Annotated in this window: 9 protein-coding genes and 1 pseudogene; 7 read left to right on the top strand and 3 right to left on the bottom strand. The window is 57.1% G+C overall.

The window, feature by feature from the left end; genetic code table 11:
- The first annotated feature begins 206 nt into the window (after nt 1-206).
- The 4 genes from NKH36_RS06905 (at nt 207) to NKH36_RS06890 (ending at nt 6,036) form a co-directional block, all read left to right on the top strand.
- On the top strand, nt 207-1,454 hold the full coding sequence (locus NKH36_RS06905; RefSeq protein ID WP_352960888.1) for a glycosyltransferase: 1,248 nt from the start codon (nt 207-209) through the stop codon (nt 1,452-1,454).
- A gap of 232 nt (nt 1,455-1,686) precedes the next feature.
- Complete coding sequence (locus NKH36_RS06900; RefSeq protein ID WP_352960886.1) at nt 1,687-2,937, top strand: glycosyltransferase; 1,251 nt, start codon at nt 1,687-1,689, stop codon at nt 2,935-2,937.
- A 235-nt stretch (nt 2,938-3,172) separates the two neighbouring features.
- Nucleotides 3,173-4,759, top strand: coding sequence for a lipopolysaccharide biosynthesis protein (locus NKH36_RS06895; RefSeq protein ID WP_352960884.1), 1,587 nt, complete (start codon nt 3,173-3,175; stop codon nt 4,757-4,759).
- 254 nt (nt 4,760-5,013) lie between these two features.
- Complete coding sequence (locus NKH36_RS06890; RefSeq protein WP_352960924.1) at nt 5,014-6,036, top strand: polysaccharide pyruvyl transferase family protein; 1,023 nt, start codon at nt 5,014-5,016, stop codon at nt 6,034-6,036.
- A gap of 350 nt (nt 6,037-6,386) precedes the next feature.
- Here the strand turns inward: NKH36_RS06890 and NKH36_RS06880 are convergent.
- The 3 genes and pseudogenes from NKH36_RS06880 to NKH36_RS06870 all read right to left on the bottom strand — a co-directional run.
- Nucleotides 6,387-6,506, bottom strand: a pseudogene (locus tag NKH36_RS06880) (IS66 family transposase zinc-finger binding domain-containing protein); the annotation flags it as partial.
- Between the two features lie 364 nt (nt 6,507-6,870).
- Complete coding sequence (locus tag NKH36_RS06875; RefSeq protein ID WP_352960882.1) at nt 6,871-7,341, bottom strand: class I SAM-dependent methyltransferase; 471 nt, start codon at nt 7,339-7,341, stop codon at nt 6,871-6,873.
- A 304-nt stretch (nt 7,342-7,645) separates the two neighbouring features.
- The gene (locus NKH36_RS06870) at nt 7,646-8,488 is read right to left on the bottom strand and encodes a hypothetical protein (RefSeq protein ID WP_352960880.1); all 843 of its coding nucleotides are present in this window, start codon (nt 8,486-8,488) and stop codon (nt 7,646-7,648) included.
- 653 nt (nt 8,489-9,141) lie between these two features.
- Between NKH36_RS06870 and NKH36_RS06865 the strand changes: the two genes are divergently transcribed.
- From NKH36_RS06865 to NKH36_RS06855, 3 genes are all read left to right on the top strand, one after another.
- Nucleotides 9,142-11,196 (top strand): hypothetical protein, encoded by a 2,055-nt coding sequence (locus NKH36_RS06865; RefSeq protein ID WP_352960878.1) that lies wholly within the window; start codon nt 9,142-9,144, stop codon nt 11,194-11,196.
- 276 nt (nt 11,197-11,472) lie between these two features.
- Nucleotides 11,473-12,753 carry an O-antigen ligase family protein gene (locus NKH36_RS06860; RefSeq protein WP_352960876.1) on the top strand — a complete coding sequence of 427 codons (1,281 nt, stop codon included), beginning with the start codon at nt 11,473-11,475 and terminating at the stop codon, nt 12,751-12,753.
- Complete coding sequence (locus NKH36_RS06855; RefSeq protein WP_352960874.1) at nt 12,750-13,715, top strand: glycosyltransferase family 2 protein; 966 nt, start codon at nt 12,750-12,752, stop codon at nt 13,713-13,715. The genes NKH36_RS06860 and NKH36_RS06855 overlap by 4 nt, the downstream gene beginning before the upstream one ends.
- Nucleotide 13,716 lies beyond the last annotated feature (1 nt).

Below are 13,716 nucleotides of genomic sequence, written 5' to 3'. Positions count from 1 at the left end.
TACCTCCCTACGGACTGCATGTGCCATGGCCCAAGAAGGAAGGGCACACTTAGGATTCGGGGTTCATCTCCATACGGCATGCACCCACCGAGGCGTGGCATGTCACTCCAATGCAGTAGCACCGATATCGGGACGCATGGACCAAAAGCGCGGCTGGGCGTGGGAACGCACCCAACGGATAAATTCAGCGCGATCGGTGCGGCGATATGAAAGCACGGGATGAGGAAGGCAAGATTGACTTGGGGCGTCGACTGCGTATCGCGCATGTCATCACCCGTCTCATCAATGGTGGTGCTGATGAGAATACTGTCCATTCCTGCAATTGGGCCGCGCAAGGGGGGCATGATGTTGTCCTGCTACATGGCGAGACGGTCCAGCCGGAAATCATAGCTAAAGTGGACCCGCGGGTGGAACTCATTGGCGTCCCGGGCCTGACTCGGTCCATTTCGCCTGTCTCCGACATGCGGGCATTGTTGGCGCTTACCCAGAAATTCCGCGCGTTGAATGCCGACATCGTGCATACGCACACCAGCAAGGCAGGCATTCTCGGGCGTTGCGCAGCATGGGGGGCGGGAGTTCCAGCGATCGTTCATGGCGTGCATATCGTGCCTTTTGTCAATGTCGGCGTCGCCGAGCGGTTTGCCTATCTCGCCTTGGAAAGGCTGGCAGCGCCAGTCACCAGTGCGTTCATCAGCGTGAGCGAGGGCATCCGTGACTTGTGCTTGAGCGCAGGAGTGGGACATCCAGACAAACATCATATCGTCCGTTCCGGATTCGATCTCGATCGTTTTCGCAACGCCGGTCCGCCCGACGATTGGCGCGATTTGTTGCGCTTGACGCCGGCCGCGCCGCGCCCGCCTGTACTCTTGATGATCGCGGCATTCGAGCCACGCAAGCGACACACGGAATTTCTGGACGCTTTCAACAAAGTCGCCGTCCGGTTGCCCGACGCGGTGCTTGTGCTCGCGGGCGACGGGCCGCTTCGCTCGACCGTCGAATCGCGGGCCAAGCGGCTTGGGCTCGAGCGACAAGTGGTCTTTGCCGGTTATCGGGACGACCCCGAGCGGCTGATCGCACTCGCGGATCTCTGCCTGCTCTGTTCCATGCGGGAGGGATTGCCCCGCGTGGTCATGCAATATCTCGCCGGCGGCAAACCCTGCGTCGCTTGCGATCTGCCAGGTCTTCGCGAAGTGCTCCGCCCTGGTATCAACGGTGTGATTACACCCGCGGACGATTTGGCAGCCATGGCCGACGCCATGGCCGCCCTCCTGGAGGATCGTGAAAGACTGGCTTGCCTTGCCCAAGGTGCCACGGCGACGGATCTTTCGAACTGGGACGTCAAGCTGATGGGCAAGCGCATTGGTGCCATTTACCGCGAGGCTCTTGACCAGCATCGGGCAAGCAAGGGAGTGTCAACAAGGCCTCCTGTCCGAAATGTGGCGCTTCCGCGATGAACGGGTGTGACCTATGCGTTTGACAGTGATCGGGCAGGTTGTCGGATGGGTTAGCGATGCATGCTTTACCGATTTCGGGCATGAAGTGGAGTGCGTTGATCTAGACGATAGGAGGATCGACGCGCTGGAAGGCGGTAAGATGCCAAAGAAGGCATCTTCTTTTTTGCACATGGGACGGGGTTGTAACCTTGGTGGCCGCCTTGGCTCCAGGAACGCTATACGGCGGATTGATATGATTGCAGCAGAAATTCCCGCCGCTAATCCGATGAAGACCCCGCGAGCCGAAGCTCTTCCCAGCACACGTGTTCTGCTCGTGCTCCCAACCTATTTTCCTGAGTCATATGGCGGCGGCGAACAACAGACGCGGCGATTTGCTCGGGCTCTGATCGAAAGGGGCGTCTCCGTAACCATTTTGGCACCCAGATTGTCACACTCGACGCCGAAACGGTCCGCCATCGACGGAGTGCCCATCGAGCGCCTTCGCTTGCATGCCGCGCCGAATTTGGGCGGGCGGCATATGCTGTCGTTCCTGTCGTGGTGTGTCCAGCTTGTGATCTGGATGCTGCGGCGTCGCGACGAATTCGATGTTGTGCATATCATCCATGCCCGACTTCACGCCCTTCCGGCGGCATTGGCAGGGGCTCTCCTGCGCAAGCCCATTATCGCAAAAATGGGCCGCGGCGGACGATGTTGCGATCTCGACGTTGTGCGCGAGAAGAAAATTGTCGGTCGCTGGGCGTCGTCCGTGATCAAACGGCACGTCTCGGCCTTCATCGCCAATAGCCGCCAAATCGCAGGTGACCTGAAGAGACATGGCATCGAGGCGGATCGAATTCACATGATTCCAAATGGGATTGATCTGCCCCACAAGCCGCGCCGCCAGCCGAGCACAGATGACACCCGACGCTTTATCTGCCTTGGCCGTCTCGAGCCGGAGAAATGCCTCGAGCACATGATCGATGCGTTCGCGGCCCTTCCCGCCGAGGCGCAGGCGCAACTCACCGTCTTAGGCGATGGCCAGTGTCGCGCCGCCCTCGAGGAACAGACGGTGCGGTTGGGCCTTTCCGGCAGGGTCAAATTCGCCGGCGCGGTCGAAGATGTCTTTCCATTCCTGTGGAAGGCTGACTTCTATCTTTCCACCTCGGTGTCGGAAGGTATGTCGAACGCCCTGCTCGAGGCCATGAGTTGCGGTGTTGTCCCGATCATCACCGATGTCAGCGGTGCGTCCGATATTGTGGAGCATGAGCGCAGCGGCTTTTTGGCTCGCTCGCATGTGGAGTATAGCCGGCTCCTGCTTCGCGCGCTGGGCCTATCGGAAGCCGAGCGCAATGCGATGGCGCAGCACGCAGTACAGACAATCGCCGCGCGGTTCAGCATGGAGAGCGTCGCCCTGCTCCAAATGGAGCTATACTCCACTCTTATGCGGCAGCATGTGACGTCTGAGAGCAACATGCTCGGTACAAAGAGGAGATTCCTCTGGTAGCTGCTTTTGCCAGGCGAGCGCTCATATTTGGCCAGTGGACGGAAAGCAGAAAGGGCGGTTTACTCCGTCCTAGGGCGGCGTCGCTTGAATGTTGCCGGTGGCGAGCTGGTCGAGGCGGCTCCCGGCAGAAATGCAGTCAAGCAGAGGCTCTTCGTACGGAAGGGGGATGTATTGGCGACAACCTTCATCAAGCTGGAATGGCGCGGTCATCGATGGCGCCAACAGGATTATGTTCATGGCTGGATCAGCAAACGACGGCGGAGACGCTACCGGTGACCCAAACGGCGCATCGTGCATGGTAAACACTGAGGACAGCAACTCGACAACTAAACCGCGCAAACTGACAGAGCGCATGCTGAAGGGCGCTGCTTGGTCCGGCGTAACCTCGATCGTTCGCCTGGGGCTGAAAATCATTTCGGTTGCGATATTGGCGCGGCTGCTTTCGCCGCGGGATTACGGCGTCGTCGGCGGCGCACTCATCGCCGTGGAGCTTGCGGCGATGCTCTATGGTTTGGGCCTGGCCCAGGCGCTCGTCCAGCGCAAGGTCGTCGAGCGAGATCACATAGCAACTGCGCTCGGTGTCTCTCTTACTCTATCTTGCGTGATCGGTGCCGCCTTGTGGCTTGCAGCGCCGTTTGTCGCAGCATTGATGCGTATCGAAGCTCTAACCGATGTCGTGAAACTGCTCGCATTCACGACTCCGCTGGGTGCCTTCAACTTGATCTGCGAGGCGCTCCTTGTGCGCAACATGAGGATAAGGGCGGTTTCTCTCCGCCCGCTCTTCAGCTTCTCCGTAGCGGTCTTCGTCGTTGCTGTTCCCATGGCATTCGCCGGATTCGGCTATTGGTCGCTCGTCGCCATGCAGATTGCAGAAGTGTCTGTTGGTGCGCTTGCCTTCGGAGTTGCTGCTCGCAAGCTTCTCGTGCTGCCCGGCTTTTCAGCTCGAGCGTTTCGCGAATTGTGGCCGATGAGCCTTGGGTTCTCGCTCACGCAGCCCTTCGGATACCTGGTGAACAATACCCCCAAGTTTCTTATCGCACGGCTCATGGGCGCCGAGGCGCTCGGTCTTTTCACGCGCGCGGCTTTCCTCAGCGAAAATGCAGGGCATCTCTTCAACGGCATCGTCCGAACTGTTGCATTTCCTGCCATGGCTCAGCTTCAGAATGACCGAGAACGCCTGCGCAGCGGATTCCTGAAGGGCCTATCTTTAACGGCTCTGGCCACCATCCCGACCAGTGCATTTTCTATCGTTTTCGCGCCAGAGCTTGTCGACATTATGCTTGGTCCACGATGGGACGAGGCCGTCTTGCCCTTTGCCCTTCTTGCGACCAGCCTATATTTTCGGCTTGGTAACAGGGTTAGTTACGCAGTCCTTCAGGCGCTGGGGCAGCCCTATCGCATCATCAAGAATAACTGCGCTGTCGTTGCTATCCTCGCACTCGGCATCCTGACGACTTCCGATCATGGCCTCGCCAGCATTTGCACGGTGGTGCTACTGGCTTTCGGCGCTGCTTTTGTGATCACCGTCCGACTCGTCTCCAGAGTTATGGAAATGAGTATCGGTGCCATTCTTAGGGCTCACGTTATGCCAATGTCTCTCGCCTTGGTGGTTGTTGCCATCGGCGTAGGTACAAAGGCTATGCTTGTTGGGCAATCGAGCATTGTCATTGTCGCAATCGGCACTATTGCTGTTATGAACTCAGTGCTCGCGCTACTCTACCTCTTGCCAGAGAAAACTTTGGTGTGGTTTGGTGTAGAAGGAGTTCGAACGCTGCCGTCGCTAAGGTTTGCTTTTCGCCGGTTGGCTCGTTACTCTATGTGATCGGGACTGATATGAGACCTCGTGTTCTTCTTATAACGCGTCTTCATACGCAAAATGCGGGCAATGAGGGACTCTCTACAGAGTTCATACGGTACGTAACATCCCGTTTTCCTACTGCGGATGTTCGAGCTATTGATCGTTACCCACGCTTTTTCGAACAATTTGATCTGAGGAGCATCGGTGGAGGTTCGATCAAGGAGTTTGACGCACTAGCTCACGCGCTGACATTGCGCTTTCGCAGGGAGGACGCGCCTTTGCCAGCGAAAGCTGAGTTAAATTTGGTCAAGCTTGACGAGACGGGAAAGGAGCTTCGTGGTCCCTTCCAAAGAGTAAAGCGTAAGCTGGCGTTGCGTAGGAAATTGGCCGGCATGGGACTAATCGAGAGATCAGTTCCTGTAACCGCTGTAACAGCTTGTTGTACTTCTGATTTAGTCGTTTGGAATCCCGCAGGGGAAATTTGTCCAACCGGTGATCCTCATCAAGTGATGCGGTTGCTTTTGTTGCTTCGAATCGCTCAGTTAAGCGGAAAGAAGACTGTCGCAATCAACCACAGCCTCGAGATCGGGAACAATGCTCTCGGTGCCTTGATTGCTCACGTATACAAGAATCTGTGCTATTTGAGCGTGCGCGACGCAAAATCGGTTGAAGTTGCGATAGATCTTGGCGTGCGGAATTCGATTATTCATGAGGCACCGGATATGGTATTTCTGGCCTCACAGATATCGGTGCCGGAGGCTGCAAGCGCCATACCCCGCAGGGCGATCGGGCTTGCAGTTAATGGCTTGGGGGCTATGCAGGGCGTGGATGAATGGACGCGCCTGGCAGAAGGTCTGAATAAGACCGGGCGTCCCATCGTTCTTGTGTCGAATGCAATGCATCGCGATTTGGCTTTCGCCAGACGCTTGAGTCGAATGATCGATAAATCCACGGTCATCAACTACCAGCCTCGATATCAGCAGCTTCGGTCCATCTACCGAAAATGCGATGCCGTCATCAGCAGCCGCCTGCATGCTTCGATTTTGGCGCTTTGCGAGGGTGTCCCGGTCGTTAGCATCGAACCGTCGGTCTTCAAACTATCAGCGATCTTTCGCCAATTGGATTATCCGCTCGAAACTGAAAGAATGCAGCAGGCTGGTTGGTCTGATCGGGTCCTTGCCAAGCTAGCACGGTGTCTATCGGAGGAGCGATCTTCGATTTCATCGGCTGGTGCAAACGCAATTTCCCAACAGCTGAGAAGGATAGAAGTGGCGTACGCACCGTTGTTTGCGCTTGCATAGGTTGGGCGCGTTCCACCTGTTGTCGGGCACCTATGCAGGTGATCGGCGAGAAGACCTGAGTAAGCGCTCTTTTGCCCCGGCGCCGGCGTCTTGAAGTTGGATCGGAGCTGGTGTCAGCCCGCGAGTTTAGTTTATTGCGTGAATTCTCGGGGCGCTCAGGCATTAGCTCGTCGAGACGCGAGGTGGCCAGAGGTTGACGAACCTGGTGAGTACGTCGGCGAGGTAGGCTCGTGGATCGCCGCCTTCCAATTTCCAGGTTTCGGTCAGCGACGCGGTGCGGGGGCGCCCCACCGTGCGAATACGAAGATCTTCCTCTCACCTTCTCGATGTGAGTCTGAGATGCGCGAATTTTGCACCACCACCTGCTCGCAGGCTCGGCAGGCATATTTGGGACGGCGCGTCACCATCACCCGGTACTGCGCCGGGATCACCTCGAGCCCCTGCAAGGTTTCTCGCCGATCACTGCCTACTTAAGGCGTTGCGCATGGGTCGTGTTCCAATCCTGTGTGATAGGAAAAACCAAGTTAGAAAACACCTTTGAGGCGATCGCGCAGTGACTAGCACAAGTCTTTCCGGATAACTTCGTTCGCGGGATCGGGAGATTTTTTTTAACGATGACATCGCGCAGTCGGGCGCACGTCGGTTATGCAATGAGAACAATATTCATCTGCAGCTCTGGTTTGTCACGGGTCTGAGTCGCGGGGGGATAGAAGCTTTTTCGGTTGGTATTCTTCTTGTCAAAATACTTTGCCGATGTGGTCATCACGGATTCAAGCGCGTTGTATATTAGTCCTCTAAGATTGAAGGGGTCTTCTACGTGGTGATACCAATCATCTATTGATCAACGCAAGCGGGGCGCCGCAGTAAGACCACGGTCGACGAATAGGGTCGAAAGAGCCAGAAGTATCTATGATAGCGAGCTTTGAAACGCTCAAAGTCAGCAAGAAGGAGATACGGAAAACTTAGAACATGCCGGGTAAGCAGCCGGATCAGCTCCCGTAATGTATGCTGGCTCAAAAGATCGTCCAGATAGGTGCTGTCCGAAACGACGGCCTCTTGCAGGCAGGTGAAATCAGGAAAGAGGCGACGGATTTCGTCGGGGGCTGGCCGGTAGAGCGTATCGATGGGGTCGAGGTGATAGGGGTAGCTGTACGGGCCGGTGACCAGCAGGAGACCCTCAGGCTCCACGATACTGGCGCAAGCATCGGCAAATGCGCCCGGATCAACCAGATGCTCGAGCAGGTTGCAGCACATGACGAGCCTGGGATGGAGCGTCCTCAGTTGCGCCTGGAAGGCCAGATCCAATACATCTCCAACCAAGTCCACTCCCTCCTCTTCCTTCATATCGATATGGAGGATACGTACCCCGCGCTCGCGAAGCGGCCGAAACACGAGTAGGTCGACGTGGGGCTGTTCCACCGTCCGGAAGTGGGCGGTCGAGGAGCCGATCGCTCGGAAGCGAAGCCAAGATCGTCTGAACGTGCTTGGCTTCATTCGGACGCATCGGCGAGCATTTCCCATCCGCTAGTTACAGTGTGCGAGGGCCTGTCGCCACAGGCCCGCATCGTTATCACCGTTGGCCTCGTCGTTTGCTCCACCCTCTGCGAATTCAGGGGCCCGGGCTGCTCCACCGAACCTCGTACAGGGTTTCCATGACGCCGGAGCCGTACCTGTTGAAGTCCTTCAGGTCCTCGCTCGTCAGTCGCTCGATCGCAGCAGCGTTTATGTTCTCGGCCAGGAGTGACGCCCAGTAGCTTTTGTCCACTATGCGCATGGTGCGACTTGCAGACGCGGCGGCCTCCTGACCGGGCCCATAGCTCTTTGGCTTGTGAATATAGCCGTCCTCACGGGGCCGCGGCAGCGCCAGGCGCCCGTACAGGCGATCCAGAAAGCGGAGAGGATGGGCAACCATATCCTCGAACCTGACAAGCAAGTAGTTGTCTCTGGCAGCCTGTTCCTCAAGCATCTTGCCGGCAATGTGGCTGTAGACTCGACCCGCCATCATGGCCGGCACCCCTCGGCGCTTCCATGAATCGCAAAGGCCGTAGCCGTTCCTCACCAGCCCGACGAAGATCGTCTCTTCGAACTGCTTCTCGATTTCAGAGTTCAGGAAGATGTCGTACTCAGTCACCTTGAAGAGGACGTGGCGCGCGAGCGCAAGATCGAGCCCCCTTTCCTTCCGCAGCTGGTAGTCAGCGGCGATCGACGCTTGAATGCTTCTTTCCAGACGCTTCTGAAATCGCTTCGCGTAGAACACTGACCTGGAGGCAAGCTTGCCCGCCCGGACTCCCAGACGTCGATAGACCTTTGGAGGAAGATTCCAGCCGCCGTTGTAGTAGAACTGCCAAAATTCATCGAAGGTCATGAGGACGCCGGGCGAAGACCCGATCATATTCGCCAGAATGTTCGACCCGCCGCGGCCGAAGGAATTTATGACAATGGCTCGATCCATTCTGGGGTCCAGGGATTGCGGTTCGGTGCGCTATTTGACCTGTCTGAGTGTATTGGACGATAGTATTTCCTAACCCTCGCGTCGTAAAGGCTCGTGTCACTGTACCCGTAGCGCGCCTGTTTTTGGTTGTCGACCATCGTCAGGAGCGCGCCCGCTTCATCGCCGCGTGCCGGACAGCACTGCAAGCGTTACTCGTACCACACGAAAACGCATGGGAAATCCGATTTCTGAAAGGAGGTACTAGGACGGGCGAAGTTTATCACATTGAACTCGCGGGAGACGACCTGACCAAGTAGGATCCGGCGCGCGGATAGATCTTCGGAGCAAGCTAAGCCCCTTGTAGCAGAATTGCCAGAACTTGTCTGCGGCCATCTTACGTCGAGAGAGAGGCAGCGATCATGTTGACCCGTGTGTTCGAGCCTCCTCGACCGACGAATGACGATAACGGCTCGTTCCATAGTATCTCGATCCTCGCAGACCACTCCCGTTTCGAAGGATTCTGTTGCCCTTCGGCGCCGCAGAGCGTCATTGAAAAGCCAAACTAAAGCGGCGAATTGTTTTTGCGAGGAGAAGCGCAATAGTCGGTAACGGGCGTCGTGGTGCTCGAAACCAGCGGATATTGGCGCGATGTGAGATAGGTAAGGCACACTATAATGACCCATCGCCTTTCTCGCCGGGACCTGGCGCGGGCCGCATGCGCCGCCCTTGTGCTGGCGGCCGCCGGTCGCCCAGGACGGGATGCTCGCGCCGCCGGTCCGGCGCAAGGCTCGCAGCCGAAAGCTCACTCCTGGCATCCTGGTCTGTTCCCGGAAATGATTGTGAAATCCTGGTTTCAGGAGGATCTGGCCGAAGGCGAAGTCTCCTCGTGGCAATCGGGCGGCGTGAAGCCGGTGGCTGCGATGCAAGCCGAGCCCTCCCTGCGCCCGACAAAGCTTCCGAATAACGGCGGCGTTCTCTTCAAGAAGGGCACGAAACAGGCATTGACTTGGCCCGCCGATAACGATGCCCCGTATCTTCACCGCTGGTGGTTGGTGATCGCCCGGTGCAATTCGGCAGTCAACGCCGACGCGAATAACGTTTCCGTTCTTTGCGTCAATGGCGCAGAGGGTGGCCCGGTGCATCGCCAGCCCCAGGTCTGTTTCAAGCCCTCGGCCGGCACATTCGTTTCGCGGCTCCATGACGGCAAGCTCAAGAGCGAGGAAGGGCTATGCTCGACGGATTTTGGCGACTGGAATGTCATGGTCGGGTACCGCCGCGGATTCGTGATGCAGGCCGTGGTGAATGGGGTCAAGACGGCCGGCCAGACGATTTATGCATTGGCACCCAACCGGATGAAATCGCAGAGCTTCATGGGCGATGTGAACAATCCGATGAGGGCCGATGTCGCGATCGACTGCGTCATCATCGGACAAGGCGAACTAAATGACTCCCAGATCGACATGCTGATGGGATGGGGCATGTGGCGCGTCGGCCGGCAATCCGCCCTGCCCGGCGATCATCCCTATCGCCAGAGCCCTCCTTCAGCTGTGGATGCGAACGACAAACCGGAACGTTATGCGTTCGATTCAGCCTCGTGGGCGTCCTGGGCAGCCATCGGCGATGAGCGATATGCTCATCGTGGTGAGGCGGCGCCGCCGATCCGCGATTACACAACCGTTTTTCTTGACGACTTCAATTCCAATACGGTTGTCGATGATTCCAAAGGCGCGCAAAGCAGCATCTGGTATGCGCCGAGCCATCTGTCGGACGTCGGTGTTGACGCCAATGCCCAGCGGATCTCGGGGTCGCCTTCGTCATATGTGCACGACCCCGCCAGCCACACGCTGGCGCTTCGGCTCTTGCATAAGCGCCGTTGGAGAACAGGTGCATTCTCTTCCGTGAACAACAATGGCCAGGGGCGGTGTTGGGGAAAGGGGATCTTTGAGATCCGCGCTAGACTGCCGAAGATCGCAGCGCCGCGCCCTGGATTTTTTCCTGCGTTTTGGGCGTATGGCGTGGAGCATCTATTCTGGCGGACGCGCAATCGTCTTGAGACGGACTTTTGGGAATATGACGGTCTCAATGGAGCTTATATCAACATCAGTCAGCACGTGCACAAACCCAGACTCGGCTATGCAGATCCACATATCACGCCACGTGGCGTGCACCGGAAAATCGCCGGCTATCAAGTCGATCCATCAAATGGCTTTCCGGGGACGATCGACGTATACGATGGCGAATTTCATACTTGGTATGCGCAGATCGAGGATGATTATACCTATTTCGTGATCGACGGCTATGAAGTGGCGCGCGTTCCGACGACACCGGAACTCGCAGCAAAAAAATACATCATCGTGGATTTCGCTTACGATGGAAAAAAAGGTCGCGCTCAACCGGACCCGTCGCAGACGTATGACATGGTTATTGACTATGTAAGGGTCCGGCAGACGGAAACGGATCTGGCTAGGGTCCCGACGGGCTTCAGCGCATTGCCGGCCTTCTCGGGCCAGGCTTCACCGGGCCAGGCGCTGACCATCGTACCGAACGTTATTGCGTCGCAAATAGAGTGTCTATGGTATCGTGACGGCGTTCCGATCGTGGGCGAAACCGGCACAAGCTATGAGCTGAGCTCGCGGGATGTCGGGCATAAGATTCGCTGCCATGTTCGCGCGGTCTCTGTGCTCGACCAGCCAGAAGCCTGGACCCCGGAGAGCGAAACCGTCGGCTAGAACGCATCGACTGCGCGACGCCAGGATGCGTCATCACTCTCGTCGGACTGCTGATGAGCTCTGCCACCAGTAAGCCTCCCCGCAGCCGAGGAGGGTGAGTTTTCCCAACAGGCGGAAACCTCTTCGATATGCGATGCCACAGCGGGCGGAACGATGAGGTCGTCGGCTGGAGCAGGGTGAAGTGTTTCTCCGCCCGCTGGCATTGATACATCCAACAAGTTCTGTTTCCGGGAAAGAGAACATGCTAAAAGAATATCGCGCCGTGAAGGGGCTGTGATGCGTTATCTCCTCACATTCGCGATACTAAGCCTCTTCCTGCCAATCAGGCTTGAGACAGGTCTTGTATTGCTGCGTCCGTTTGAGCTGATCACATTGCTGGCGCTCGTGATTGGCCTGGCGACGGGGCGTTGGCGAAAGTTGGCTTTTTCAGCCGGTTTTCTACTGCTCCTACCCTTTTTGGGCTGGCACATGGTCTCGGCCTTCAGCGTGGACGCGGAGAACGGCCTGCGCGAGCTATTGCAGATGTCCGCTGTGGGTGCCTTTGCGTTCGCCTTCGCACAGGAGGCCAGCCGGGTCGACACGCACAAGACCGTCAACATCTTGCTTTTCGGCATGGTGCTGATCCTCGCCTATACGATCACCTGGCATGTCGCCCATGGCTACTTGGTCGGTTGGAAGCATCTGTTCGATCCGAGGCTCGTGTTCACCTTCGTTCCAATTGCGCTCGCGGGGCTCCTCCTCTTCGAAAACCGGGCCAAGCGGCGCACCCTCTGGTTTGTATGGGCGGGGATACTTCCCCTGCTCGTGCTATCTGGGGAACGCAAGGCGTTTTTGATCTATCTCTTTCTGACCGCTGCGCTTCTTATGCGCGGACGGCTCGCTGCGATGGTACCAGCGATCGCCGCCGGCTTCGTGGGTCTTTTCACGTTATCGATCATGGTAGGCAACGCCTATGTCGAAAAGCAATTGCAGACCATCGTCAATCCGCTGAGCATGGGGCAACACGAATATTTGGCCGCGACGGGGAAATATGCCCCTGGTGACACGCCGAGCAATGTCCAGCGCGCGTTTGCTTTCACTCTGTCCAGACAACTCATCTCCGAACATCCACTGGTGGGCGTCGGAACGAACCAATTCAATAATATTATCGATACGGATTTCAGCGGACTTCCTGACGAGTTGCGGCTGGGGATACATGGCGAGTTTCAACGCATCCTCACCGAGAACGGCATCATTGGGCTCAGCCTCTATATTCTCATATGGATTGCTGCATGGTTTCGCTTAAGCCGTACTCTAAGCTGGGCCCTTTCTCACGGATTGATCGGAGCGGCCCAGGCACGGCTTCTGCCCCTCGTGCTCCTTGTTCCTTGCGCCTTTTACGTTGGAACAGAAGCCTCCGGCACACGAGCTTTCGTCACGCTAATCCTTGTCTCGCTCCTGCCTGAATTGACGCGGCACGGGCTTTGCCTATCATTACACAGGGCGCGGAGGGTCTACCCCACGAGCACGAGGCATCCTCGACTTCTTAGGCGCCCCTTACTAGGAAGCACAAGATGAGTGTTTCGGTTATCCTGACATGCCACAATGAAGAACGCTTCATTGTGCAGGCAGTGGAAAGCGTGATCAATCAGACCGCGTCGAGCCGAATCAAAGAGATCATCATTGTCAACGACGGCTCGATCGACGGCTCGGCGGAGGTCATCGCGGCGCTGGCTCGCAGGGAGCCGCGCATACATGTGCTGACAGCAGCGGGTGTCGGGCCTTCATCGGCGAGGAATCTTGCCATCAGACATGCTACCGGTGATTTTATTGCATTTCTCGACGGCGATGACTTCTGGGCTGAGGACAAGCTTGAGCGCCAATTGGCCGTCTTTGGCAATGGCTGCAAGGCAGGTCTTGTCTATGGTGATTTTGTCGATTTTTCCGACCCGAATATTTCCGATGCTCTACACGTCGCCGTGCGCCGCTATCGTGGGGACCAATGTGATACGCTGCCGACATATTTTCTGCTTGATGGGCCGATTGTTCCCTCCAGTATCCTTATGCGGCGGCAGATTGTCGAAGATATCGGGTTGTTCAACGAGGCTTTATGGCTTGGCGAAGATACAGAGTTTTGTATGCGCGTAGCCGAGCGTTGGACATTTCAATATGTAGCCGGAGCACTCGTCTATAAACGGCGCCATGACTCGAACGCTACCCGCAGAATCGACACGCTTCTGCCGGCAGCCGAACGCCTCACGCGAGAATGGATCATGCGACGGCCGGAGCTTGCGCACCTCGCGCGCCGGCGCAACGCGCGTTTGTACGCGAAGGCCGGCAATGATTGCGTGGTTAAAGGGGAAAAGAAACGCGGAGCGCGCTTGCTCATTCGCGCGATGCGGCACGATCCATTGTCCTGGCGGATATACGTTTGCATTTTCCTTTGCGCCATCCCGAGGGGCATGGATCCACAGGTGCGCCGCGCAGCCAAGCTATTGTTCTACCGGGCCGTGCGGAACGGCTTTGCTGATGGCTCTTAAA

The organism is Mesorhizobium sp. M1312 (assembly GCF_040318115.1).
GTDB lineage: Bacteria > Pseudomonadota > Alphaproteobacteria > Rhizobiales > Rhizobiaceae > Mesorhizobium.
Note: the sequence above shows the minus strand (reverse complement) of the source record. Positions and strands in the feature narration are given on the sequence as shown.